Raw genomic sequence first — 24,648 nt, forward strand, 5'->3', positions numbered from 1 at the left:
TTTTCCTAACCTCCTGCAAATATAGCAGGCATGGCTTTGCACTTTCAATCTATTGTGGCCGATGCATATAAGTTACAATTTAATAACATGTCGGCACCGGTACCCCGAAAAAAAAGCAGCGCCCACATTGCTGTTGGGCGCTGCTCCATATAGCTTTTCTGTCCTTATTTTGCTGACAGCGCCTCGGCACCTCCCACGATCTCGAGAATCTCTTTGGTGATGGCGGCCTGACGCGTTCTGTTGTAGGTCAGCTTCAGTTCTTTCAGGAGTTCTCCTGCGTTCTCTGTTGCTTTGTCCATGGCGGTCATACGGGCACCGTGCTCAGAGGCGTTCGACTCCAGCACCGCCTTGTATACCTGTATTTTCAGCGATTGCGGGATCAGGTCGCGGATAATCTCTTCTTTCGACGGCTCAAAGGTATAGTCTACCAGCAAGGCAGAGGCGTCGGCAGCTTCTACGGGCTTGTCCTCTATCGGCAAGAACTGCTCCTGGCGAACGATCTGCGTAGCCGTGTTCTTGAACTCGTTGTAAACCAGGTATACCTGATCAAAGTCTCCGGCCACAAAGCCGTCCATGGCATGCTCGGCAGCCTCGCGCACCACATCAAAGGAGAGGTTAGAGAACACTCCGCTGAAGTTGCTGATAACCGGGATCTCTCTTTTCTTGAAAGCGTCCAGCCCTTTCTTGCCGATGGCCAGCACGGTAACGTTTCCGGCGGCTGCCTGGCTGCTGAACCTGCTGTTGATCAGTGCCACAACGCCTTTCACAACGTTCGCGTTAAACGCGCCTGCCAGACCGCGGTCTGAGGTAACGGCAATAATCAGCACCCTGTTCACCTCGCGCTTCTCAGAGTAGATGTTAGAAACAGAGCCTTCTGTTTGCGACGACAGGTTTGCCAGAATCCCGCTCAGGCGCTGCGCATAGGGGCGCATGCGCAAAATGTTATCCTGAGCACGCCTAAGCTTCGCAGCCGACACCATTTTCATGGCCTTGGTGATCTGCTGTGTCGAAGATACCGATGTGATGCGGTTTCTAACTTCTTTTAAACTTGCCATATGGTGGTTATTGTAGCATAAAGGCGGCGGTTAAGGGTATTCGCCCCTAGCCGCCGCCTTGTCTGTAAGACTATCTTTTGTAATTCGCCGAAATCTCTCTTGAAACCTGCTTCAGGGTTCCTGTAATCTGATCATCCAGCTTGCCGGCGCGCAGGGCGTTCAGCACGTCTGCATGCTGGGCGCGCAGGGTGCGCAGGTAATCCTTCTCAAACGCTCTTACCTCTGTCACCGGAACCTCGTCCAGCAAACCGTTGGTAGCGCAGTAGATCATGGCTACCTGCTCCTCTACTGCCACTGGCGAGAACTGCGCCTGCTTCAGGATTTCGAGGTTACGGCGGCCACGCTCAATAGTGAGTTTGGTAGAGGCATCCAGGTCGGAGCCGAATTTGGCAAAGGCTTCCAGTTCACGGAACTGCGCCTGATCCAGCTTCAGCGTACCAGCCACTTTCTTCATCGATTTAATTTGAGCGTTACCACCCACACGCGATACCGAGATACCCACGTTAATGGCCGGACGGATACCCGCGTTGAACAGGTTTGTCTCCAGGAAGATCTGGCCGTCAGTAATCGAGATCACGTTGGTCGGGATGTATGCCGATACGTCACCCGCCTGTGTTTCGATGATCGGAAGGGCCGTTAACGAGCCGCCGCCTTTCACTAAATGACGGATAGACTCCGGAAGGTCGTTCATGTTTCGCGCGATCTCGTCGGAATTGTTCACTTTGGCGGCACGCTCCAGCAAGCGAGAGTGCAGGTAGAAAACGTCACCTGGGTATGCCTCGCGTCCTGGCGGTCTTCTCAACAGCAGGGACACCTCGCGGTATGCCACAGCCTGCTTCGAAAGGTCATCATATACAACAAGTGCAGGACGGCCGGTATCGCGGAAGAACTCGCCGATGGCGGCACCCGTGAATGGCGCGAAGAACTGCATTGGGGCAGGGTCAGCGGCAGACGCGGCCACCACTACGGTATAATCCATCGCACCGCCTTCGGTCAGGGCTTTTACAACCTGCGCCACAGTGGATGCCTTCTGGCCAATGGCCACATATATACAGAACACAGGCTCTCCTCTGTCGAAGAACTCGCGCTGGTTCAAAATCGTGTCAATCGCCACGGCAGTCTTACCTGTCTGGCGGTCACCGATGATCAGCTCACGCTGGCCACGGCCAATCGGAATCATGGAGTCGATGGCCTTGATGCCTGTCTGCATCGGCTCGTTTACGGGCTGGCGGAAGATAACGCCTGGTGCCTTGCGCTCCAGTGGCATCTCGTACAACTCACCGGCAATCGGGCCTTTACCGTCAATCGGCAAGCCCAGTGTGTTAACCACACGGCCAATAATGCCTTCGCCCACCTTAATGGAGGCAATGCGGCTTGTTCTCTTAACAGTGGAGCCTTCTTTAATCTCGCTGTAGTCTCCCAGCAATACGGCACCTACGTTGTCCTCTTCCAGGTTAAGAACCATGGCCTGAAGTCCGTTTTCGAACTCTAAAAGCTCACCAGACTGCGCTTTGGAAAGGCCATAGATACGCGCGACACCGTCACCTACCTGCAGGACAGTTCCTACTTCTTCCAGTTCTGCCTCAGTTCGGAAGTTAGATAACTGTTCTCTTAATATGGCTGATACTTCATCAGGTCTTACTTCTGCCATGATTATAGTTTATTAATATAGGAGTTGTCTTTAAAATCATTTCTGAGCTTGCGAAGGCTGTTCTTCACAGAGCTGTCTATTTGCTTGTCGCCTACGCGGAGCACAAAGCCCCCGATCAGCGACGGGTCTATTGATTCTTTCAGCTGGATGATCTTGCCCGTCTCGGCGGTAAGCCGCTTGATCAGGGACTCGCGCTGGGTAGCCGAGAGCGATATCGCGCTGGTTACGTCCACCACCTGAATGCCCTTGATCTCGTTGTATTGCTTCTCAAACTCAGCGGCAATAAACACAAGCACGGACTCTCTTTTTTTCTGCGCCACAATGTTGAAGAACATCAGCGTCATGGGCTGCACCTTGCCAGTGAAAATACTGTTGAGCACCGCCAGCTTCTTGTCTGACTTGACAACCGGGTTGGTGAGCAGCAACTGAAAATCCCTGTTCTGAGAAACGACCTTGGAGAACAGGATCATGTCCTGATGCACTTCTTCCAACACCCCTTTCTCGTTGGCCAGCTCGATCAGCGACTTCGAATACCTGGAAGCAACTCTAATATCTGACATATTTCTGTGTATAATGACGTGCGCCTGCTCCCCTTTCCGGGTGTGCGCGGCGCGCACCAATGTATGTTCTGTTTAGTAAAGGGTTACTTCGCGCACGTAGTCCTGGGCCAGCTCCTGCTGTGCCTTCGGGTCGCTCAGCTCTCTTCTCAGAATGCGCTCTGCGATCTCGATGGAAAGGGAAGCGGCTTGGTTCTTCACTTCCGCGATGGCGGCACGCTTCTCGCTGTCGATGGCTTCGCGGGCCATTGTGATCATGCGGGCGCCTTCCTGGTTGGCTTTTTCGCGGGCTGCCTCTACCAGATTGTTACCGGCCTCTGTGGCCTCGCGCAGGATTTTGTCGCGCTCCAGACGCGCTTGCGCCAACAGTTTCTCGTTCTCGGCCTTCAGGCCCTGCATCTCCAGCTTTGCCTGCTCGGCGGCGCTCAGCGCGTTCTCAATAGACGCCTCGCGGTCGTGCAGCGCCTTCATGATCGGCTTCCAGGCGAACTTCGTCAGCAGGAACAAAACGATCAAGAACGTTACTGCCTGCCAGATAATCAGACCTATACCAGGGGTTACTAATTCCATTGCTCTATAATTTGAAAATCAGGTTCTAATTGGGTTGGCCCCGTTTGCCCTACTGCAGCACGTTTGCCTTTTAACTATACACTATACTTTAGATCTCTCCGTCCGGGCCATACGCCCGGACGAGAGATCTGCAAAAACTATTACTAGCCTTTGAAAGAGATCAGCAAGCACACCACCACGCCGAAAAGCGCCACACCCTCGATAAGGGCCGCAGCGATAATCATGGCTGTCTGGATTTTGCCACCAGCCTCAGGCTGACGCGCGATAGATTCCATGGCAGAGCCACCGATTCTACCAATACCCAAACCAGCGCCAAGCGCCACTAGACCAGCACCGATACCGGCACCCATGATCGCGAAACCTGCGCCTGATGATAGAGCTTGAAGCAGAATTGCTAATAACATAATTATAGTTATATATAGTTAAAAAAAATAAAAATTCAGATTAGTGCCCGCCATCTCCGTGGCCCATGTCATCCACGTGGTCGTGCTCTTCCACGGCGCCGCCAAAGTACATGGCCGACAGCAGCGTGAAGATGTATGCCTGCAACAGAGCCACAAACAACTCCAGGAAGTTCATGAACGTGGCAAAGGCAACACTCAGCGGGGCAACCGCGAGGCTTTCGAAGATAAAGATAAGGCTAAACAGGGAAAGGATGATAATGTGGCCCGCAGTGATGTTTGCAAAAAGACGAACCATCAGGGAGAAAGGCTTGGTGATGATACCGATCAGCTCTACCGGAATCATGATCGGGGCCAGCCATACCGGCACACCCGGTGTGGCAAATATGTGCCCCCAGTAGCTCTTGTTACCGCTAAACACGGTGATCAGCAGGGTCATCACGGCCAGCACCAGCGTCACGGCGATGTTGCCCGTCAGGTTGGCTCCGCCCGGCATCAGCCCCAGCATATTGTTAAACCAGATAAAGAAAAAGATGGTCAGCAGGAACGGCATATAGCGCTCGTACTTCGGGCCGATGTTGGCCTTGGCGATATCATCGCGGATAAAGATAATGATGGGCTCGAAGAAGGACTGGATGCCGCTTGGCGCTTTGCCCGGGTTGCTCTTGTAACGGCCTGCTATCACCAGGAACACGCCCAGCAGCAGCGCCACACTCAGAAACATGGAAGCCACGTTCTTTGTGATCGACAAATCATACAAACCGGCATGGCCTTCTATAGGCTCGCCTTCGGCATTGGCTTTGTAAACATGCCCATGCTCCAGCACATACCCCTTGTGGGCCACTTCCTCGCCGTGGGCATCAAAAAAGTTGCTGGAAGAAAAAATATTCAGTTGCCCGTTATCTACCAGAATAACCGGCAAATAAAGGTTGACACCGTGCGCGAACTCCCACTTATGCCCATCCGCGATGTGATGTGTGATCATGTCGCCTGGCTTGAAAACGCCACCTTCCTCAGCTGGGGCCTCATTGGCATGCGCTGAAATCGTAAAAAGACACAACAGGAAAACGAATAACTTCTTCATCAAGAGAGATTTAGCAACAGGACTGAAAAGGAAAACCCTTCTACCTAGTCCTGCTTTTTCAAATTGGGCCGCAAGTTAGCCAATAAGCTGTAAATTTCAAACGCGGTAAACAGAAAATATAACACGAAGAAGTTTAGCACGAACTGCAGCTCGTTTTCGGAGAAAAGGAAGACATAAATGAACACCACGGCGATGCTCAGCATCATCCGGAATCCCATGGAGCCGAAGTAGTAAAGCTGAAAATTGTCCTGGTCGTAGCTGATGCCGAGCCGGGTAATGTAAAAGGTGCCCGCCGTTACCAGCACGAAGAAGGCCAGCATGTACCATACATAGGCATGCACCACCGCATCGCCGGTAAAATAGGCCAGGGCACCGATGCCAAGGCCCACAAGGCCCGAGAAAATCAACAAGTTCCGAACGAAGTTCACGTAAGCTATTTTTTATTTAATGACAGGATAACCAACACCATGGACGCCACCACGGCCAGCACCAGCAGCACGATGGTAAACCACGGGTTCCGGGTCTGGAAATGCGCGTCCAGTTTCATCCCCGCAAAGGCTGCCAGCACCATCGCCCCGATCATCTGGAAGGCGAGGCCAGAGTACTTCAGGTACGGCTTCACGTTATCTTCTCGCGGCGTCTTTGGTTTCTGGTCTGGCGTATTGTCCATATTTGTCAGGGGATTGCAAAGATACGTATTTTGCGGCGAACTTTGGCGCAAGCGCCCGAAACAGCCGATTGCGCGATGTGTTGCCCCGCCTGAAACCATTTGGCAATTTGTATAGTTCAATAGCTGTCTGAAAAACTGTTGCTTACCCAACTATTGGCATATTATTGTAATTTTGTTGGAGGCCTTTTAGCCAGCATTCCGTTAAGGCTTTCAGGACCGGCAACCGCGTGGCGGCGCACCCATACTGAAAGCGGACGGCACAGCGTTTATACCTTATATATATAGTGCTGCCACATGGCACACACCCTTTTGCCTTGAACAGAAACTCACTGCACATCCTCTTTATACTGGCAGCCATGCTGCTGGTGGCCTGCTCTGCGGAGCGGAACAACCCTTTGAGCAAGACGTACCATAACACGGCCGCCCGGTATAACGGCTACTTCCTCGCGCGCGAGAAAATGCGCCTGATGCAGGAGAGCCTGCAGGAGCAGACCCAGTACGACTACAACCAGGTGCTGCCCATTTACCCTGCCATCGACTCTACCACGGCCAAAGCCTTCGAGGCCGACCTGGAGGACATCAAGAAGAAGGCCTCGCACCCGATTCAGTACCATAAGAACAGCAAGTGGATCGACAACAGCTACATTGAGATTGGCAAGGCCAACTACTACCAGCTGAACTTTGCCGAGGCGGTGCGCACCTTTAAATATGTGAACGCCACGAGCAAAGACGCCGACGACCGGCACGAGGCGCTGGTATGGCTGATGCGCGCTTTTATACAGTTGGAGGAGATGGACAACGCCCAGCAGGTGTCGGAGTTTCTGCGCAAGGAGCGCCTGAACAAGGCCAATGCCCGGGAATTATACCTTGTGCGCGCCCACTACTACCGCCTGCAGGCCGACACGGCGCAGGTGATCGAGAACCTGGCGCTCTCGCTCCCCAACTTCGAGGATAAGGACGCCCAGTCGCGGGTACGGTATACGCTCGGCCAGCTTTATCAGCTGACCGACCAGAGAAAAGAGGCGTATCAGGAGTACAGCAAGGTGCTGCGCCGCAACCCGCCCTTCGACCTGGGCTTTTTCAGCCGACTGAACCTGGGCCAGGTATCGGAACTGACGGATGAGCAGGACAAAGAGCGCATCGCGGGCTACTACCAGAAGCTGCTGAAAGACGAGAAAAACCTGGAGTACCGCGACAGGATTTACTATGAGATGGCGCAGTTCGAGCTTCGGCAAAGCAACCACGACAAGGCGCTGGAGCTGCTGCAGCAGTCCCTCAGAACGCCTGGCGTCCTCTCCAACCAGAAAGCCTACAGCTACGTGTCGGCGGGGGAGATTTACTTTGACCACCTGAACAAGTATGACCTGGCAGCGGCGTACTACGACAGCGCCGTGCAGGTATACCCGCAGCGGGCCCCGGAGTATGAGGCCGTGGCGGAGCGTCGGGATATCCTGGCGGATTTTGCGAGGCAGTACAGCACCATCCAGACGCAGGATAGCCTGCAGCGCCTGGGCCGCATGAGCGAGGCCGACCGCATGGCCTTTGTGCAGGCCCTAGTGGCGCGCGAGGAGGAGGCACAGCAGCTTGAGCTGGCTCGCCAGCAGGAGTTGGCGAAAAGCGCCGAGGCCCAACCCAGCCGCAACAACAGGCGCAACCAAAACGGCGATGCCTTTAACGCCTCCGGCAGTGCCAGCAGCGTGTGGTACTTCGACAATCCCACCGCCATGGCCTCGGCCCGGGCGGAGTTCGTGCGCCGATGGGGAGAGCGCCCCCTCCAGGATTTCTGGCGCATCCGCATCCGGGGCGAGGCGGGCAGCGAGGCGAACATCGCCCGCGCGCCTGTCATGAATAACCTTGAGACGCAGCTCTCGCCCGAGGAGCGCTCCTCGGCCCAGCTAGATGCCTACCTGCAGGGTATCCCGCTCACGACCGTTGATTTGCAGCGCTCGGAAAAACTGGTGGAGGAGGCCTTGTTCCGGCTGGCCAACATCTACGCCCAGAACCTGAACGACACCGCGCGCGCTGAGCAGACCTACGTGGAGCTGCTGCGCCTCTTTCCAAAGTCAGAGCATTCGGCCGAAGCCTATTACAGCCTTTACCTGCTTTATGGCAAGGCCGGAAACATGGCCCGGCAGCAGGTATACTACAAGAAACTAAAGGAGGAGTTCCCAAACACCACGTTTGCCCGCCTGCTCGACGACGAGGACTTCCTGTCGAAAAACGCCGTGGACAACCGCAAAGCCCAGGCACTTTATGACTCTGCCTACAGCTTTTACAGCGCGCAGGAGTATGAGCAGGCAACGAAGGTGCTGCATCAGGTAGTCAGCCAGTACCCGCTCAACGACATCAAAGACAAGATTTCCTTTCTGGAAGCCCTGGTTACGGCCCGCACCCAGAAACCGGAACTGCTGCAGCGGCAACTCCAGCAGTTTCAGAAAGACTACCCCGGCAGCCCCCTGCAGCCACAGGCAGCGCAACTGCTGGCCACTTATACCGAGCTGGAGCAAAATAACCTGCTGCGGAATGATGCCCCTGCCCCGCCACAGCCTGCCCAGCCAAACACGGCCGCCAGACTGACTCCGGAGCAGAAAGTTAGCACAGAAATTGCTAGAGCTACAGCGTCAGCGGCAAAGGCCACGCCGGAGTTGGCATTGGTGGAAAAGAGCCCAAAACCGTTGCAGCAGACACCCGAGCCGCCCAGGCCAGAAGCCGAAGCCACACCGAAACCGGAGCAAGCCGCTGAACAGAAACTGCCCGTTGCAACGCCGCCTGCCTCTACCACCGACACGGTTGCCGCCACTTTACCGTCGCCGCCGCCTGTTGCGGCAGACCCGCTGGCCTATGAGGTGGCCCCCGACTCTGCCTATTACTTTGTGCTGTTATACCCTACCGACGCCGCCGCTTTCAAGGATATCCTGCCGAAGTATGAGAAGTATAACAGCACCTACTTTAAGAACGACAAGCTGACCATCGACGCGGTCGCTTTTGACGGAGGCAAAACAATGCTGCTGTTGCGGTCTTTCAGTGACCCCAAGACGGCACTGTCTTTCAACATCAAACAAAAAGCGCCGCAGGCACCTGTTGGCAGAATTAGAGGCATAGATTTCACTACCTTTGTGATCTCGGCTGCCAACTACCAAAAATTCCTGCAGAAAAAAGATTTGGAGGCCTATATGGCCTTCTTTAAAAACAATTATTAAGTACATGGCTACGCGTCAAAAGACATCTTCACCCTCTCCCACCCATAAAGTTTACGGCGGCGTCATCTCTGCACTCTGGCTGTTCTTTGTGAGTGGCCTGGCAGTTTTCATTCTCTATTTATATGCCGTCAGCATCAACTTTCTGAACCTGTTTGGGGAGCTGCCCAACCTGCGCGCGCTGGAAAACCCTAAAAGTGAGCTCGCCTCTGAGATATACTCGGCCGATAATGTGCGGCTAGGCAGCTACTTCCGCGAGAACCGCACACCGGTGGAGTACGACGACCTGCCCGATAACCTGGTGAATGCCCTCGTCGCGACCGAGGACATTCGCTTTGAGGAGCACTCCGGCATTGACCCCGAGGCGATGGCGCGCGTGGCTGCGGCGCTTGCCACCGGCCGCTCGAAGGGAGGCGGCAGCACCCTGACGCAGCAGGTAGCCAAGAACCTGTTCAGAACGCGCGGCGACGAGTTGAACAATGGCCTGCTGAACGACGTGCCCGGCCTCCGCACGCTCATACATAAGACCAAAGAGTGGCTGATGGCCGTGAAGCTGGAGCAGTCTTATACCAAGCGTGAGATTCTGGTGATGTATCTCAACATCTTTGAGTTTGGCAGCAACGCTTTCGGCATTGAGTCGGCGGCACAAACGTTCTTCAACAAAAAGCCAAAAGACCTCGAGGTGCAGGAGTCGGCGGTGCTGGTGGGGCTGTTCAAAAACCCGACCTACTACAGCCCCCGTTTCAACCCCGAGAACGCCAAGCACCGCCGGAACGTGGTGCTGTCGCAGATGGTGAAGTATAATTTCCTGCCCCAGGCGGAATATGATAAGCTGAAAGTCCAAGACATAGCGCTGGACTACCGCGTTGAGAACCAGAACGTGGGTATGGCGCCTTATTTCCGGACTGAGGCCAGCAAGTTTCTGCGCCAGTGGTGCCGTGAGAATGGGTATGACCTGTATGGCGACGGACTGAAAATTTATACCACCATCGACTCGAGGATGCAGCAATATGCCGAGCAGGCCGTGGAGGCGCACATGAAGGACCGTCAGCAGGCGTTTTTCGAGCACTGGAAAGGTCGCAACCCTTGGGTAGACCAGTCGAACCAGGAGATCAAAAGCTTCCCGCAGCAGGCCATCAAGCGCACCTCACGGTACCGCAGCCTGAAAGCGCAGTTTGAGGATAACGAAGACTCCATCAACTACTACCTCAACAAGAAAATCCCGATGACAATTTTCACCTGGAATGGGGAGAAAGAAGTGATGATGAGCCCGATGGACTCGCTCAAGCATTACAAGCACTTTCTGCAAACCGGTTTTATGGCCATGGAGCCGCAGACTGGCCATATCAAAGCGTGGGTGGGCGGCATCAACTACAAGCACTTCAAATACGACCACGTGAAACAGGGTGCCCGCCAGCCTGGTTCTACTTTCAAGCCTTTTTTGTACACGGCCGCCATCGAAAACGGCTACTACCCTTGCTATGAGGTGATCGACACGAAAGTGTGCATCCCGCTGCCGGACGGCAACATGTGGTGCCCAAGCAATGCCGACAACAAGTACAGCGGCGAGAAGTATACCCTGCGCAAGGCCCTCGCGGAGTCGGTAAACTCTATCTCGGCTTTCCTGATTAACAAGCTCGGCCCCGAAACGCTGGTGAAAACAGCCAAGCGCATGGGCATCACTACCCCGCTCGACCCCACGCCGTCGCTGGCACTGGGCAGCAGCGACGTGAGCCTGTTCGACATGGTGGGAGCTTACGGCACGTTTGTGAACAACGGCACCTGGATGGAGCCGACTTATATCACCCGCATCGAAGACAAGCACGGCAACCTGATTTATGAGCACTCGCCTAAAACCGTGGAGGCCCTGAGCGAGGAGACGGCCTATATGATGGTGCATATGTTGAAAGCCACGGCTGAGCCGGGCGGAACTGCCTACTATGGCCTGCGCTACCGCAATGGCCTCAAGAACGAGATCGGGGCGAAAACGGGTACCACGCAGAATTACTCTGATGCCTGGTTTATGGGCGTTACGCCCAACCTGGTGTGCGGCACCTGGGTTGGTGGCGAAGACCGCTCCATACACTTCAGGACCATGAAGGAGGGCCAGGGCGGTAGGCTGGCCATGCCGATCTACGGGGCGTTTATGCAGAAAGTGTATGCCGATAAATCATTGGACGTTTCGAAAGAGCCATTCCCTAAACCTTTAACGCCTTTATCTGTAGAATTAGACTGTGCCAGGTATAACCAGGGTGTGCAGCCCGACACAGAGGGACAGGACGAGTTTCTGAACCTGCCCACCGAGATTGACCTGGACGCTGAGATTTAACCCAGAGGACACATGCCAGCAAACGAAAGGCTGAAGGAGAAAATAGCGCACCTGCCACACAAGCCAGGCATCTATAAGTTTTTTGATGACAAGGGCATTATCTATGTAGGCAAGGCGGTGGATATCCGGAAGCGGGTTTCCTCCTATTTCAACCGCTCTACCCAGCACAACAAGAAAACGCTTAAGCTCGTCTCCCAGATTAAGGACATTGAGTTTACGATCGTGGATACCGAGACAGACGCTTTCCTGCTGGAGAACAACCTCATCAAGCAGTACCAGCCCAAATACAACATCCTGCTGAAGGACGGCAAGACATACCCCTACATTTGTATCGTGAATGAGCGCTTTCCGCGCGTCCTCACCACCCGAAACAAGATCAACGATGGGTCGCGCTACTTTGGCCCATACCCCAGCGCCACCACCATGTATGTGGTCCTGGACCTGATCCGGACGCTATACCCCCTGCGCACGTGCACGTATAACCTCTCTCCCGAGAATATTGCGGCGGGTAAGTTTAAGGTTTGCCTGGAGTATCACCTTGGCAACTGCAAGGGCCCCTGCGAAGGGCTGGTGGACGAAACAGAGTATAATGCTGCCATCGCACACATCAAGAACATCCTGTCTGGCAACCTGTCAGTGGCCCGAAACTACTTTAAGGAGAAGATGGCCGCCGCCGCCGCCGATTACCAGTATGAACTGGCGCACCAGTATAAGCAGAAGCTGGATATGCTGGATGACTTCCAGACTAAATCCACAGTTGTCTCCAACACCCTGACCAACATCGATGTATTTACGATAACAAGCAACGAGGACTGCGCTTTTATCAACTACCTGAAAGTGATGAACGGCTCCATCATCCTGACCCAGTCGTTGGAGATACAGAAGAAGCTGGACGAGGCAGATGCAGACATTCTGGCCTCTGTAATAGTGCAGCTGCGCCAGGAGTTTGAGAGCACGTCCCGCGAGGTCATCACTAACATCGAGCTGACACTTCCGCTGGATAACGTCACGGTTTCTTACCCACAAATCGGGGATAAGAAAAAGCTGCTGGCGCTTTCGCTGAAAAACGCGCTATACCTCCGCAAAGAGCGGGAAGGCCGCCAGGAGAAGAACAAGGACCTAACCGAAAAGCGGGAGCTGCGCGTGCTGGAAACGATGAAAAAGGACCTGCGCCTGACTGAGCTGCCCCGCCAGATCGAGTGCTTCGATAACTCCAACTTCCAGGGCGACAACCCGGTGGCCTCGATGGTATGCTTCAAAAATGGAAAGCCCAGCAAGAAAGACTACCGCCATTTTAACATTAAAACTGTGGTGGGGGCAAACGACTTCGAGTCGATGTATGAGATCGTGACACGCCGCTACAGACGCCTCCTGGACGAAGACCAGCCTTTGCCACAACTCATCGTTATTGATGGTGGAAAAGGGCAGCTGAGCATGGCCGTGAAGGCGCTGAAAGACCTGGGTATTTACGGCAAGATAGCCGTTGTTGGCATTGCCAAACGGCTCGAGGAGATTTTCTACCCCGGCGATAACTTGCCCTTGTATATTGATAAGAAGTCTGAGTCATTGATGCTGATTCAGCGGCTCCGCAACGAGGCGCACCGTTTTGCCATTACCTTCCACCGCAGCAAGCGCGATGCCGGTACCCTCAAAACAGAACTGACAGAGGTAAAGGGCCTGGGGCCAAAGACTGCAGAAGCGCTGCTCACCAAGTATAAATCCGTGAAAAAATTACGGGAGCTCACGCAGGAAGAGTTAACCCAGGAAGTGGGCAAGGCCAAGGCGGCCATTCTATACCGCTATTTTCACGATGCAAACAAGCAAGACACAGCCATTCGTTCTTAATTTCTGCCGCTTCTGATAACGCATAAAAAAGGGAGACTCATATAAGTCTCCCTTTTTTATATGGTATTGCTACCCAGAGCTTAATAGCTCCAAAGGCTGTATTCGTATTCTATCAGGGCTTCAGCAGCATCCTGTGCAGCCAGCAAGCCTTTTTTACCGCCACCATAAATATCAGCCAGTCCTCTATCGTTCGGGTTTGATATCTTGGTGATGTATGAGCTGAACAACCACAGGTCAAACGCATCGGCCAGGTTCTTATGCTGGGCATCGTTTTGCGCGTTATACCAGATCGCCATCTCTGGGTTGCTGCGGAACACCCGCACCAGATCGTCCATTCTGAAAGTGCCGACGTTCTGCTCAAAACCAAGTGGGTTTAGCGTAGAAGGCACCTTGATGCTGATCGTCTGGATGTCGTGGTACATGCGCGAGCGTTTTTTGTCGAACACCGCGTTTTCTTTCACCTCCAGCAGGTATAGCTGCTTCGGGAAAAACTCATTGCTTACAGGACCAGAAGCTGCCGCATCGTTCGATGTGCCTACCGCTTGTCCCCAGGCATCTTCCTCTTCCGCGGGCTGTCCGAAACCAGCTGCCAGTTCCTCTTCGCTCAACTGACTGCCAGATTCCTTGGGCGTCATGTTGGCCACAAACTCCTCGCGCGTCAATGGCGTGTTGATCGAGTCGTTTTTGTAGGCTGTCAGTTCGCCGCTTTTTACAGCGCCGATAATGATTTTGGTTATCTCCCTGTTCTCCGAGAACATCGGCCTGTTCTGCTTCTCGCGCAGGTCAATCTTGCGCCATACAGTTTTCTTGAACAGGATATCAGATTCGGGGATTGGCCTTGCGGAAGGGTTGCTGGAGGTTGAGTTGGAAACCTGCTGCGCCATGGCACCTACAGATAACATCAAACCGGCGGCTACACCTATTGCTTTAAATACTTTCATACTCCTTGTAAGCTTCTGTTGTTAGTTTAACGGAATGTTGAACGGCGCAACGGTTACGTTGGCGTCAACGGCAACGCCTTTATAGTTCAGACGCTTCACGTCTTTCACTTCCAGCACTACCCTGTCTCCTTTGTTCGCCTTTGCAGCAAAGCTGGTCAGGTTTGCCTCCGGACTGTTGAACTCTTCCTGAGCAACAGGCTGGTTGTTACGCACCAGGTACGCAGTCCATTTTGTTACCCTGAAACGCGCTTCGTTCGGCAGCAGTTGCTTAAAGCCTTCGTCTGCCACAGCATCCAACTTAACGGCTCTGAAAGACTGTGCCGGAACGCCACGCTTCATATCCACAGGGCGGCCATTAACTAACGCTATCACTTCTGGCTTTGGTATAGGGCGCACCCTAAATGTTTCCTTACCGATGGCGTTGCCACCGCTGCTTACGTTGATGGTTACCTCAGTAGCCGTAGGGATGATCGTTACTTCGCCTTTCTTGGCTCCTTTTACGGCAGAACCGCCGCTGGCGCTAAAGCTTGGGTCATACACAGCGCCCAGGGCTGGCACCTGGATGTTCAGCTCGTTGGCGCACTGGAAGTAAAGGGCCTGCACTGAGGCAGACTGTACCTGAATCACCGGCTTTGCCACCACATAATCTTCGGTAACGGTGAAGGTCGTGTCGCGGCCGTTCTGGTTGATGGTTACTTGCCCTTTCCAGGTCTGCTTCGAGTTGCCATCCGCATCATAGTTAGAGGCCGCAGCCACGAACTCAACCTGGCCCATACCATTTGATACCTTTACCGGCTTGCCCTGGAAGCTCATCTTCGGAACGATATTGTCTGAAGAAGCTGCGATAAACATGTCGGCTTTGTACTTGGTACCGGCCGCCACTGTTTTAGACTCAGCGCGCGCCATGGCAAATATTTTCTCGAACTTGATGATGTCCGCTCCCACAGAGGCTGCAAGTTTCTGCAAGGCATCCGCCTCATACTTCAGAATCTCGCTCTCCTTCTGAGAAAGCACCGCCAAAGCGGCTACCATCGGCGTTTCTTCGAAGTTCAGTTCTGCAAAGTCCTTGTTTTTCTGCGACTTGTCTTTGCTGGCTACCGGGTCTTCTGATCCGTCAAGGGCCAGTTTCTCCGGCGTGTTCGGATTATACTGCTTCAGGAACTTCGCATACTCGTTTAGTTTTCCTTTCAGCACATACCCTGCGCCATTCCGCTTGTTAGATGCACCAATCATGGTGTTGGCCACAATGTCGTTGCCTTCCGGCTGAGCGTAGCCTCCTTCTTCTGTCATTCCGCCGCTCTTCTCGATCAGCTCTTTGCGAAGGCCCTGAATATAGCTTACTAAGTCAGCGGTTTGCTCCCGTACTGTTTGTGCGTTTTTCAGCACGCGGTTGTCATTGGCAGATGGGGTTTTGTTCTCTGCAATGGCAGCCTGAATATTTGATACAACCCCGGCGTTATCGGTTACTGTCCTCTTGTTCACTTCCTGCAAACTCTCGTCGAGGAACTGGAACTTTAACAGAATAGCCGAGCTCACGTTTAGGGCCAGCATAGCGGTCAGTACGAGGTACATCATACCGATCATCTTCTGCCGTGGTGATTCTTTTCCTCCAGCCATTTTATACTATATATAAACTGTTAATTCGTAATGATTAAAGAACTTCGGTTATTGACTAACCTTTCATCGCGGTCAGCATGTTCCCGTACACCGTGTTCAGGTTGTGCAGGTTGTGCGTCAGGCGAGATACTTCGTCTTTAAACTGCGCGGTGTCTTTGCTGGCATCTGTCAGGTTCTCCATGGCCATGCTCAGGTTTCCGTAGAACTTGTTCATGGATTTCAGGTGGTTGTTGGCATCCTGAAGCTCCATTTCGTAAACAGCGTTCAGCGCGCCCAGGTTCCGGGTCATGTTCTGTACCTGACCGTGGTACTCCTTGGCATCTACCGTGGTACCAGCCATTTGCGACAGGGCATCGGCTGTGGCAGCATACGCTTTGTTAATCTCGCCAAGCTGGTTGGCAGCAGCTCTCACACGCACGTTATACTCATCGGTGGCGGCGGTTGCCTGGCTCAGGTCAGCCAGCTGGGCAGTGGTATCGCTCAGTCTGTTCAGGCCAAAACCGAGGTTGTTGATAGACTCCGGAGTGATGTCGGCGTTGCGCAGCATATCATCCAGTTTGCCTGTAATAGAAGGTCCGCTTGACGCATGCGCTGGCACCAGGCCCTCACCTGCGTAATCATCAGCCAGTTGCGGGTATACCTTTGCCCAGTCTGGCTCATGCCCCTGTGGCTGGAACGCACTTAGGGCGAAGATTACCGCCTCTGTCAAGAGACCTATGATAAGCATTTCGTTTGCGAAGTCCCAGTGCTGGATCTTGAACAATGCACCCACAATTACGACGGCAGCACCAAGACCATACACTTTGGGCATCAAGACGTCGAACAGGAAATTACGACCATTAGCTTTGCTCATTTTGTTTTCTAATTAATTGTGAACGTTAAAAAAAGGTTGAAAAGGGTTGGGTTGATTATTGAAATGGTTGTTTACTAAAATCTTATCTGAATTCGTTGCCTGAAGATCTTCCCAGGTAAATCATCGCGTTGCGGAAACCGATATATGAACGGGCAGAATCCTGATACTCAAAATTACGCGTGCCTGTCTCCAGGAAGTATGCGATGTCTTTCCATGAACCGCCTCTTACTACTTTGCGCGGCTCATCGTCTTTGTAATATACCGGGTTCAAGTCCCAGGTAATCGGCACAGTGGCATCCGAGTAAGCATCTGCGCACCACTCTGCCACGTTGCCCGACATATCATAGAGGCCGAAGTCGTTGGGGAAGAACTGGGCTACAGGGGCAGTATAAGTAAAGCCATCGCTATAGTAGTCGCCGCGGCCCGGCTTAAAGTTGGCCAGCAGGCAGCCCTTGCCATTGCGCAGGTATGGCCCACCCCATGGGTATACAGCCATGTCGCGGCCGCCTCTGGCAGCATACTCCCACTCTGCCTCTGTTGGCAAACGGAACTGCGGCATCGGTGCCATGCCTTCCTCCTGGTTGGCCTGGTTCTTATGCTTGGTGCGCCACTCGCTAAATTGTTTGGCGGCAAACCAGTCCACGCCCACCACCGGGTAATCGTCGAAGGCAGGGTGCGAGAAATAGTACTCCATCAAAGGGTCGCCCATATGATAGGTATAGTCTTTCACCCATACAGTAGTGTCCGGGTAAAGCTGCGTCATCACGTATTCTTCGCCCAGCACGTCCAGCGAATCCTGCATCATCACGTTGATAAACTGTCGGTATTCGTTGTTCGTGATCTCGGTTTCGTCCATATAAAAGCCGCCGATGGTCACCTGCTTGTTCAGGTTGGCCATAGACGCTGCAATATCCTGATCTGCCTGCCCCATGTGAAAGGTACCGCCCGGGCATATCACCATGCCGTATGGCACTGCCTGCGGATTGTACTCTGGACGGTCTTCAGCTCCTACAAGATCTCCTTGCGGCCCACGTCTCATCCCGCAGCTTGCAAGCAGTACCACCGCCAATGCGAATGAAGACAGCTTTATTAGTTTGTTCATGATGACTATTAAAAGAAGTAAAAATTTTAATAATGTAATTTAATACACGTTGACAGGTGTAGCAAATATATAAGAAATAGGATCAATTAAAAAACAATTCAGATGCCCCCGCATTTATTATTTTTAAACGCGTTAAATAGCTGATTATTATTCTACTAAATAATGATTTGCGACAATATTTATAGAAAAAATCTACAAACAGTACAAAAAACGGGCGTTTTACGGTGCAATTATTTTGTAAAATAGTAGCGGGGGGTTCGTACAGGCGGCTTGAATCTGATGATTGGCTCCGGTAAGCGATAATTCAGCATCACTTCATGCGATGTGGCCGCCTTGGCAGCCTCGTTAAAAGTTGTTACGTCTATGGCATATCCTACCCGAAGCGCGTTGTCCTGAAACAAAGACATTCCCACAAGCGCACTAACAGCTTCCTGATGCCTATAATTCAATCCTGCCCAATATTTTCCTAAATAAGTTGCCCGCCCTCCGATGTCAAAAGAAAACGCCTCGGTGTCGTGCTTCAGCAGGACTGTGGGCGTGATCGTGATGTCCTCTGTAAGGGGCAAATGGTAGCCCGCTGTTATATATATATGGTTCTCTCCCAACAAGGTGCCTTTGCCCATGTTGGTAGAATCGGCAAACTCAAACTGCGCGTTCAGCAAGTTGGTTATACCCCCACCGGCATAAAACGCCGCCGACTCATACCACAGGCCCGCACCCAGGTCAAACTTCGTGTCGGAGCTGTTGTAGGGCACGCTGGGGTCATTGTCGTCTATGGCGCGGTAGTTACCTTTTTTGTAGTTGTTGAGGTTGCCCTGCACCCCCAAGCCCAGTTTGCCCGCGTCCCCTATCCTGATATGGTAGGAATACGAAACCGCTGCCGACAAAATCGTGGTATTGCCTATCTGGTCGCGCACCAGGTTCAGGCCCAGGCCACCATGCAACAGGCGCACCGGCGTGTGGGCCGTGAGCAGCAACGTTTTGGGGGAGCCGCCATCATCAAAAGAAGCGGTGTAGCCGAGCCACTGATAGCGGTAAATAGAGGTAAACTCCGGCCTGTTGGTGATGCCGGCGTAGGCGGGGCTAATCTGCATGCCATTAAACCCATAATGCGTGAACTGCGGTTGTTGCTGCGCCACCACCACAAAAGGGGCGAGCAGGAACAGCGGCAGTAAAACGTATAGAAGCTTCTTCATAGGCTTTGACATCAGGGTAACGTGCGCAAGCGGCGCGCAGACATATAACCCGCCTTCCAAATATAGTTATAAAACACTAAAACGCAAACGCCCGCCTGCCAACTCACAGTGCTTGCATTTGCGCTTTATTACCTATGTATTCTTAGGATAAAAGTTGCGTATTGCCTTATTTATTTAGGTCCTGCACCTGGGTCTGTATATACACCTCAATTGCACCTGTCATAGATGGGGCATTGGGCATGGGCGCCTCGATATCCAGTTCCAGGCCGGCATCGCGCACTGCCTTGGCGGTGGTGGGCCCAAAGGCGGCGATGCGCGTGTTGTTCTGCTGGAAGTCCGGGAAGTTAATGAACAGCGAGCTGATGCCGGACGGGCTAAAGAAGGCAATACAGTCATACGTTACGTCGTCCAGGTCAGACAGGTCGGCCGCCACGGTTTTGTAGATGATCGCCTCGGTGTGCTTGATCTTGTTCGTCGTCAGGAATTCCGGGATATCGTCTTTGCGGATGTTGGAGCAGGGGAACAGGTATGTCTCGTTCTTGTGCTTCTTGATCACCTCAAAGAGGTCTTTGGCCGTTTTCTCGCCCACAAACAACTTGCGCTTGCGCAGCGTGATGTACTTTTGCAGGTAGTAGGCCGTTTGGTCTGAGATGCAGAAATACTTCATGTCGGCGGGCATCTCCACCTTGCTCTCCTGGCAGATCCTGAAGAAATGGTCTACCGCGTTGCGGCTCGTGAAAATCACGGCTGTGTGCTCCAGAATGTCCACCTTGTCCTTCCTGAACTCTTTGAAAGGCACTGGCTCTACTTCAATAAACGCCCTGAAATCGACCTTGATGTCGTACTTCTCTGCGATTGACAAATAAGGGGAGTTATCGGTAGTGGGCTGTGGTTGCGTTACCAGAATCGTCTTGATCGGCACTCTATACCTTTCGGGGGATGCGCTGCCCTTTGCGTTGCTTTCAGCCATAGTCACTTGATAGGGTTATTATAATTCTCCTGCAGCAATCCCGCCTTTGTAGCCTTCCGTGAAACTAGAAATTAAAAACAATCAACTTCAGCATAATGGCCAACGGAATCACTTCTGTGGCGCAAAGGTATGAAAATAAATGCAAATTTAGTACAGATGCCTTTTTATTTACCGTCGCGAATACACGCATTATTGTGACAATCAAGACAATCGACACGGCCAGGTTCGACACCAGCAAAATCGTGTCTGGCATGGCGGTGTTGAGCGCCAGGTAGAGCAGTACCACCAGGGGCAGCGATATGCCCAGAAATAGTATTGATCTTATAAACTCGCGGTATTGCAGTTGCACCACCTCCTCCAGCCCAAAGATAAACCCCATGATTTTCAGGAAGAGGTATTTTAGCACGATCACCATAAAGATGAGCAGTGTATAAAACAGGATTTTGGTGGTGATATCCGCCTCCGACACCGGGAAAAGCTGGTTGAAGAGCTGAATCTGCTGCACGTTGGTATGGATTGCCGTGATCAGGAGGGCCAGCGTAAGCGAGAACGCCAGGATAAACAGCAGGCTGGGCAGCGAGCTGACCGGCTTTACCAGCACCCCCTCATCCAGCGCGTTGGTGCGGAGGTATGCGTTAACCCCGAAAAGGCTGCTGAAGTCCTTCGGAAAGCTCGTGCGCAACGCCCCATACAGCAAGCCGGTCACCAGCAGAAACAGAATGAAGGCGCTTTGGTTGGCATAGTCGCGCATGCGCACCGGCAGGAGCCGCTCGCTCGCCTGCTGGCTGCGCTCCGGGTCGCGCACCTGGTTCCGGAACGAGTTGATGTTGGGCACTTGCCGCGGGTGCCATACCGTGAGCAGATACTTTCCCTCTATCGGGGCAATGCCTTTGCTAAACTGAGTGATGTCGAGGGTATACGCGGCGGAAAAGTCGGCTTTGAAAATGAGCTGGTTGTTGAGGTATAGGCAAAGGTCCTTGGGTGCCGTGAACCCAATACTGAACGGTTGCCCCTGCGCCACCGACAGCCACTGGTGCAGGGCGGTATGGCCGGTGTTTCTGCCTGCCACGTAGGGCATCAGCTGGTCGCCGCCCTCCACTGCCACCAGCCAGTCAGCGGTCAGGGTGTTTTTCTGGTCCAGCGGAAGCACCTGGGCATACCCCGGAGCCACTCCCAGCCATACCAGCAGGGCACATATAACTAGAAGGTGGCTACGCTCTCGCTTTCGCCCTTGGAACACTCTGTGCACTGCGCGATTTGTAAACTCCCAAAATGATACTTAAAGCCACCGAGAAACCCAGCAGCACCAGCAGGATATTCAGGTTCCCCCAGTCCCCGAAGCTCACCACGAAGGTGATCACCAGGATGTTGATCATACCCAGGATCAGCACAGTGCTAATCTGGTTGAAACCCATGGCCAGCAGCCGGTGGTGTATATGGTTCTTGTCGGGCGCAAAGGGAGACCTGCCTTTCATGACCCGGATGATGGAGACGCGCAGCGTGTCGAAGAGGGGGATGAACAAGATGCCCAGGGCCACGGTCGGTGCCGCCGCCTCCGCCCGCATCTCTATAAACTGTATGGCCAGGATAGACACGATGAAACCGCACAGCAGTGAGCCCGTGTCGCCCATAAAAATGGTGGCCCTATGGAAATTATACCGCAGAAACCCCAGTATCCCGCCGATCAGGCAGAAAGCCACTGCCGCGTAGTTGCCGAAGGCAGCGCCGCCGAAGAGGTAAAAGTACATGCCGAAGGTAGTGGCGATGATCAGGACAATCGTTCCGGCCAGGCCGTCCAGCCCGTCGATCAGGTTAATCGCGTTGGTGACGCCCACAATCACCAGGAACGTGAAGCCGTAGCTCATACCCACCTGCAGCTCGCCAATCCCGAAGATGCCCTGAAAGCTCGTGATCCGGATATCGGCCATGAACATGACGATGCCGGTGGCCAGCAGCTGCACGGCAAACTTTTTCAGGGCCGAGATCGTGATCAGGTCGTCTTTCAGACCGATAAAGAAGAGGATAATGCAGCCTGCCAGCAGCTGCTGCACGCCGTTGCCCAGATCTGTGAAGATCGTGAGGGCCGACATGAAGCCTGCAAACATGGCCAGCCCTCCCAGCCGTGGCGTCAGCTCCTCGTGCACGGTGCGCACATTCGGCTTATCCAGGATGTTTTTCAGGTGCGCTACCCTGATGATGGACGGAACAGCGAATATAGCAATAAGGAAAGCCCAGGTAAAGGCAAGAACGAGGGGTAAGATTCTCTGATCCATAAGCTCAAAACTAAAGCGAAGAAAGGGACTTCACTTCTTTCACGTATTTAACAACAGCACACACCGTTTCTTCCAACGGCTTATTATCAGACAAATATACAAGCAATTTTCTGTTTAAAATACTAATGTCGGGGCTTTTGCCATTTGTGCTTATTTGCCCGGGCAGGATACTACGAATGCAGCACGCCCTGCATTTGCAGCATGCTTATCTCAATCAGGTTGCTGGCCTGTATGGCATCCGGAACGAAGACAAACTTCTTGTCAAATATTTTATTGTTGATGTAGTAGCTCACCCAGTACTCGTTGTTGATATGGAAGATGGCCGGGTCGATGGGCTCTACTTGCACAAAGCTCTTGGCCTCTATGCGCTCAAACATGTGCCGCAGCACCGACGTTTTCACCTCTTCGCCGTCAACCTGGCCATACCCTTTTGAGGTAATCAGCACATTATCAATCGGAAAAGCGTTGTTGTTCAGCAAGTACACGTTCCATACCGCTTCCCCGGTTTCGCCGGCAGAGGTGGCTACGGCCACAGCGATTCCCTCTACTGTGCCAAAATCAATATCCTTTTTCATGCAGTGGCTTTGGTAATGGTGGCCCCAAACAGGTCAGCCAGGTGTTTTTGCATCTTTTCTTCCACCTCTGGCAGCGGAACCTCGCGCCCCAGTTCCTTTGCCAGTGAGGTTACCTGCTTGTCTGAGATGCCACAGGGTACAATGTTGTTAAAATAATCCAAGTCCGCGTTTACGTTGAAGGCAAAGCCGTGCATGGTTACCCAGCGGCTGCACTTCACGCCCAGGGCGCAGATCTTGCGCGGGTTGCGCTGCTCCTCATGGTCGAGCCATACCCCCGTGAGCCCCGGTATGCGGCCAGCGGCAACGCCATACTCCGCCAGGGTCAGGATAACCGCCTCCTCTAGCAGGCGCAGGTACTTGTGTATGTCTGTAAAGAAGTTCTCCAGGTCCAGGATTGGGTAACCGACCAGCTGGCCGGGGCCGTGGTAAGTGATATCGCCGCCCCGGTTTATCTTATAATAGGTGGCGCCTTTTTCTTTCAGCCCTTCCGCATTCAGGAGCAGGTGCTCCTCGTGGCCGCTCTTGCCCAGCGTGTACACGTGGGGGTGCGAGCAGAACAGCAGGTAGTTGGGCGTGGGCTGCTGCGCCCCGGCCTCTGCCTTGCGGTTTTGCACCTTCAGCTCCAGGATGCTGTTAAAGACTTTCTCCTGGTACTCCCAAGCCTCTTTATAGTCCATCAGGCCGAGGTGCTCGAATTTTATCGCTGTGTTTTTCTGCACGTTACGCTCTCGAAAGTTTTCCTTTCAGGTAATCAATATTGTCAATGTCCTCTGGGTTCACGTTGCTCAGCTTTGCCAGATATACCGAAACCCAGTCGAAGAGGTGGATCAGGTAAAGGGCCTGCTCCAGGAAGGTGGCCCCCTGTGCCTCGATCTCCAACACATCCGGCACCTTACTCTCAAACAGTTTTTTCGACAGGCTCATGCGCAGCTGCACACGCGGATGGTCGTAGGCGGTTTTGATGAGCAGCACCGCCAGCTGCTGGTATATGTCTCCCGGGTTCTGCCAGCCCACAATCTCGTTGTAGTTCATCTCCGGGAATGTGTTGACATGGCACAGTTGCTTGGCGTTCTCGTTGAGCTGCTGCTGAAAGCGCAGTGCCACCGGCTCCAGTGCATCGCTAACGTAGAGCACAGGCATTTTGGTATGGAACGCGTTGGCCAGTGCGCTTGCCTGCACCTTGATAATGCCGGCCTGCTCTTCCAGTAAGGCAACGCTTTGGCGCAACTCGGTTTTAAATGTGTCATCCAGCAAACCGCTGTAGTGCAGCAGGTAAAGCATCGCCACCAGCGAGTACCCCAGGCATGCCCGCGGGTGCCTGGGCTCTTGCGGTATGAGTAGATAGGGTATGCCCTCCTCACGGGCAATGCGCAACAGCTCTCCTCCAGCGGTTAAAAAAGCCACTCTGGCCCCGCTGTTCATCGCCGCCCTGACGCTGTATATAATCTCCTCGGTGTTGCCCGAGAATGAGGAGGCAATGAACAGCGTGCCTGGCCCCACAAAGGCCGGAATCGTGTAACTTTTGCTCACCACCACCGGCACATGCAGTTTATCGGCAACGTATGCCTGCATCAGATTGCACCCAATGCCCGAGGCTCCCATACCGGCCATCACTACATTGTTATATTCTGCACCGGAGAACGTGACCGTTGCTTTTTCCCCGATGTCTATGGCATCGCGCAGCTGTTGTGCAAAATCCTCAACAAGTTGCTTCATAAATTCGTCTTTAGCATTTAATGAACAATCAGTTAAATCTCAGACT

The 24,648-nt window shown here is 53.3% G+C and carries 22 protein-coding genes; 3 read left to right on the forward strand and 19 right to left on the reverse strand.

Annotation, left to right across the window (positions count from 1 at the left end):
• Window positions 1-164: 164 nt before the first annotated feature.
• From atpG to MKJ04_RS14920, 8 genes are all read right to left on the reverse strand, one after another.
• Window positions 165-1,055: an ATP synthase F1 subunit gamma gene (gene atpG / locus MKJ04_RS14885; RefSeq protein ID WP_241642441.1), complete on the reverse strand. Its 891-nt coding sequence runs from the start codon at window positions 1,053-1,055 to the stop codon at window positions 165-167.
• A 70-nt stretch (window positions 1,056-1,125) separates the two neighbouring features.
• The gene (gene atpA / locus MKJ04_RS14890) at window positions 1,126-2,706 is read right to left on the reverse strand and encodes a F0F1 ATP synthase subunit alpha (protein ID WP_241642442.1); all 1,581 of its coding nucleotides are present in this window, start codon (window positions 2,704-2,706) and stop codon (window positions 1,126-1,128) included.
• A 2-nt stretch (window positions 2,707-2,708) separates the two neighbouring features.
• Complete coding sequence (gene atpH / locus MKJ04_RS14895) at window positions 2,709-3,266, reverse strand: ATP synthase F1 subunit delta (protein ID WP_241642443.1); 558 nt, start codon at window positions 3,264-3,266, stop codon at window positions 2,709-2,711.
• Window positions 3,267-3,338: 72 nt separating this feature from the next.
• Window positions 3,339-3,833: a F0F1 ATP synthase subunit B gene (locus MKJ04_RS14900; RefSeq protein WP_241642444.1), complete on the reverse strand. Its 495-nt coding sequence runs from the start codon at window positions 3,831-3,833 to the stop codon at window positions 3,339-3,341.
• Between the two features lie 143 nt (window positions 3,834-3,976).
• Window positions 3,977-4,237 (reverse strand): ATP synthase F0 subunit C, encoded by a 261-nt coding sequence (gene atpE / locus MKJ04_RS14905; RefSeq protein ID WP_241642445.1) that lies wholly within the window; start codon window positions 4,235-4,237, stop codon window positions 3,977-3,979.
• A 40-nt stretch (window positions 4,238-4,277) separates the two neighbouring features.
• Window positions 4,278-5,318, reverse strand: a complete 1,041-nt coding sequence (gene atpB / locus MKJ04_RS14910; protein WP_241642446.1) for a F0F1 ATP synthase subunit A — start codon at window positions 5,316-5,318, stop codon at window positions 4,278-4,280.
• Between the two features lie 44 nt (window positions 5,319-5,362).
• Window positions 5,363-5,746, reverse strand: coding sequence for a hypothetical protein (locus tag MKJ04_RS14915; RefSeq protein ID WP_241642447.1), 384 nt, complete (start codon window positions 5,744-5,746; stop codon window positions 5,363-5,365).
• A gap of 5 nt (window positions 5,747-5,751) precedes the next feature.
• Window positions 5,752-5,988: an AtpZ/AtpI family protein gene (locus MKJ04_RS14920; RefSeq protein ID WP_241642448.1), complete on the reverse strand. Its 237-nt coding sequence runs from the start codon at window positions 5,986-5,988 to the stop codon at window positions 5,752-5,754.
• A 314-nt stretch (window positions 5,989-6,302) separates the two neighbouring features.
• Between MKJ04_RS14920 and MKJ04_RS14925 the strand changes: the two genes are divergently transcribed.
• Genes MKJ04_RS14925 through uvrC form a run of 3 tightly spaced genes read left to right on the forward strand, consistent with a single transcriptional unit; the run spans window position 6,303 to window position 13,359 of the window.
• The gene (locus MKJ04_RS14925) at window positions 6,303-9,188 is read left to right on the forward strand and encodes a tetratricopeptide repeat protein (RefSeq protein WP_241642449.1); all 2,886 of its coding nucleotides are present in this window, start codon (window positions 6,303-6,305) and stop codon (window positions 9,186-9,188) included.
• 4 nt (window positions 9,189-9,192) lie between these two features.
• The gene (locus MKJ04_RS14930; RefSeq protein WP_241642450.1) at window positions 9,193-11,514 is read left to right on the forward strand and encodes a penicillin-binding protein 1A; all 2,322 of its coding nucleotides are present in this window, start codon (window positions 9,193-9,195) and stop codon (window positions 11,512-11,514) included.
• Between the two features lie 12 nt (window positions 11,515-11,526).
• Window positions 11,527-13,359 (forward strand): excinuclease ABC subunit UvrC, encoded by a 1,833-nt coding sequence (gene uvrC, locus MKJ04_RS14935; protein WP_241642451.1) that lies wholly within the window; start codon window positions 11,527-11,529, stop codon window positions 13,357-13,359.
• Between the two features lie 80 nt (window positions 13,360-13,439).
• On the opposite strand, the gene gldN is transcribed toward uvrC, so the two are convergent.
• The 11 genes from gldN to MKJ04_RS14990 all read right to left on the reverse strand — a co-directional run bounded on the left by gldN (window position 13,440) and on the right by MKJ04_RS14990 (window position 24,602).
• Window positions 13,440-14,300 carry a gliding motility protein GldN gene (gene gldN, locus MKJ04_RS14940; RefSeq protein WP_241642452.1) on the reverse strand — a complete coding sequence of 287 codons (861 nt, stop codon included), beginning with the start codon at window positions 14,298-14,300 and terminating at the stop codon, window positions 13,440-13,442.
• A 21-nt stretch (window positions 14,301-14,321) separates the two neighbouring features.
• Entirely contained in the window at window positions 14,322-15,917 is a 1,596-nt protein-coding gene (gene gldM, locus MKJ04_RS14945; RefSeq protein WP_241642453.1) for a gliding motility protein GldM, read from the reverse strand.
• 55 nt (window positions 15,918-15,972) lie between these two features.
• Entirely contained in the window at window positions 15,973-16,770 is a 798-nt protein-coding gene (gldL, locus tag MKJ04_RS14950) for a gliding motility protein GldL (RefSeq protein WP_241642454.1), read from the reverse strand.
• Between the two features lie 82 nt (window positions 16,771-16,852).
• Window positions 16,853-17,872 (reverse strand): SUMF1/EgtB/PvdO family nonheme iron enzyme, encoded by a 1,020-nt coding sequence (locus MKJ04_RS14955; protein ID WP_241642455.1) that lies wholly within the window; start codon window positions 17,870-17,872, stop codon window positions 16,853-16,855.
• A gap of 230 nt (window positions 17,873-18,102) precedes the next feature.
• Window positions 18,103-19,068: a type IX secretion system membrane protein PorP/SprF gene (locus MKJ04_RS14960; RefSeq protein ID WP_241642456.1), complete on the reverse strand. Its 966-nt coding sequence runs from the start codon at window positions 19,066-19,068 to the stop codon at window positions 18,103-18,105.
• A 166-nt stretch (window positions 19,069-19,234) separates the two neighbouring features.
• Complete coding sequence (locus MKJ04_RS14965; RefSeq protein WP_241642457.1) at window positions 19,235-20,038, reverse strand: uroporphyrinogen-III synthase; 804 nt, start codon at window positions 20,036-20,038, stop codon at window positions 19,235-19,237.
• 64 nt (window positions 20,039-20,102) lie between these two features.
• Entirely contained in the window at window positions 20,103-21,278 is a 1,176-nt protein-coding gene (locus MKJ04_RS14970; protein WP_241642458.1) for a DUF4271 domain-containing protein, read from the reverse strand.
• On the reverse strand, window positions 21,250-22,311 hold the full coding sequence (locus tag MKJ04_RS14975) for an MraY family glycosyltransferase (RefSeq protein WP_241642459.1): 1,062 nt from the start codon (window positions 22,309-22,311) through the stop codon (window positions 21,250-21,252). Before MKJ04_RS14975 ends, MKJ04_RS14970 begins: the two co-directional genes overlap by 29 nt.
• Before the next feature lie 170 nt (window positions 22,312-22,481).
• Window positions 22,482-22,886, reverse strand: coding sequence for a hypothetical protein (locus MKJ04_RS14980; RefSeq protein WP_241642460.1), 405 nt, complete (start codon window positions 22,884-22,886; stop codon window positions 22,482-22,484).
• On the reverse strand, window positions 22,883-23,563 hold the full coding sequence (gene lipB / locus MKJ04_RS14985) for a lipoyl(octanoyl) transferase LipB (protein ID WP_241642483.1): 681 nt from the start codon (window positions 23,561-23,563) through the stop codon (window positions 22,883-22,885). Before lipB ends, MKJ04_RS14980 begins: the two co-directional genes overlap by 4 nt.
• A gap of 43 nt (window positions 23,564-23,606) precedes the next feature.
• Complete coding sequence (locus tag MKJ04_RS14990) at window positions 23,607-24,602, reverse strand: bifunctional phosphoglucose/phosphomannose isomerase (protein ID WP_241642461.1); 996 nt, start codon at window positions 24,600-24,602, stop codon at window positions 23,607-23,609.
• Window positions 24,603-24,648 lie beyond the last annotated feature (46 nt).

It is taken from the genome of Pontibacter sp. E15-1, assembly GCF_022601975.1.
Classification (GTDB): Bacteria; Bacteroidota; Bacteroidia; order Cytophagales; family Hymenobacteraceae; genus Pontibacter.

Excerpts from the sequence above, each read along its gene's own strand:
- atpG (WP_241642441.1), bottom strand. The coding sequence starts at position 1,055 with ATGGCAAGTTTAAAAGAAGTTAGAAACCGCATCACATCGGTATCTTCG.
- atpA (WP_241642442.1), bottom strand. The coding sequence starts at position 2,706 with ATGGCAGAAGTAAGACCTGATGAAGTATCAGCCATATTAAGAGAACAG.
- atpH (WP_241642443.1), bottom strand. The coding sequence starts at position 3,266 with ATGTCAGATATTAGAGTTGCTTCCAGGTATTCGAAGTCGCTGATCGAG.
- MKJ04_RS14900 (WP_241642444.1), bottom strand. The coding sequence starts at position 3,833 with ATGGAATTAGTAACCCCTGGTATAGGTCTGATTATCTGGCAGGCAGTA.
- atpE (WP_241642445.1), bottom strand. The coding sequence starts at position 4,237 with ATGTTATTAGCAATTCTGCTTCAAGCTCTATCATCAGGCGCAGGTTTC.
- atpB (WP_241642446.1), bottom strand. The coding sequence starts at position 5,318 with ATGAAGAAGTTATTCGTTTTCCTGTTGTGTCTTTTTACGATTTCAGCG.
- MKJ04_RS14920 (WP_241642448.1), bottom strand. The coding sequence starts at position 5,988 with ATGGACAATACGCCAGACCAGAAACCAAAGACGCCGCGAGAAGATAAC.
- MKJ04_RS14930 (WP_241642450.1), top strand. The coding sequence starts at position 9,193 with ATGGCTACGCGTCAAAAGACATCTTCACCCTCTCCCACCCATAAAGTT.
- uvrC (WP_241642451.1), top strand. The coding sequence starts at position 11,527 with ATGCCAGCAAACGAAAGGCTGAAGGAGAAAATAGCGCACCTGCCACAC.
- gldN (WP_241642452.1), bottom strand. The coding sequence starts at position 14,300 with ATGAAAGTATTTAAAGCAATAGGTGTAGCCGCCGGTTTGATGTTATCT.
- gldM (WP_241642453.1), bottom strand. The coding sequence starts at position 15,917 with ATGGCTGGAGGAAAAGAATCACCACGGCAGAAGATGATCGGTATGATG.
- gldL (WP_241642454.1), bottom strand. The coding sequence starts at position 16,770 with ATGAGCAAAGCTAATGGTCGTAATTTCCTGTTCGACGTCTTGATGCCC.
- MKJ04_RS14955 (WP_241642455.1), bottom strand. The coding sequence starts at position 17,872 with ATGAACAAACTAATAAAGCTGTCTTCATTCGCATTGGCGGTGGTACTG.
- MKJ04_RS14960 (WP_241642456.1), bottom strand. The coding sequence starts at position 19,068 with ATGAAGAAGCTTCTATACGTTTTACTGCCGCTGTTCCTGCTCGCCCCT.
- MKJ04_RS14965 (WP_241642457.1), bottom strand. The coding sequence starts at position 20,038 with ATGGCTGAAAGCAACGCAAAGGGCAGCGCATCCCCCGAAAGGTATAGA.
- MKJ04_RS14975 (WP_241642459.1), bottom strand. The coding sequence starts at position 22,311 with ATGGATCAGAGAATCTTACCCCTCGTTCTTGCCTTTACCTGGGCTTTC.
- MKJ04_RS14980 (WP_241642460.1), bottom strand. The coding sequence starts at position 22,886 with ATGAAAAAGGATATTGATTTTGGCACAGTAGAGGGAATCGCTGTGGCC.
- lipB (WP_241642483.1), bottom strand. The coding sequence starts at position 23,563 with ATGGACTATAAAGAGGCTTGGGAGTACCAGGAGAAAGTCTTTAACAGC.
- MKJ04_RS14990 (WP_241642461.1), bottom strand. The coding sequence starts at position 24,602 with ATGAAGCAACTTGTTGAGGATTTTGCACAACAGCTGCGCGATGCCATA.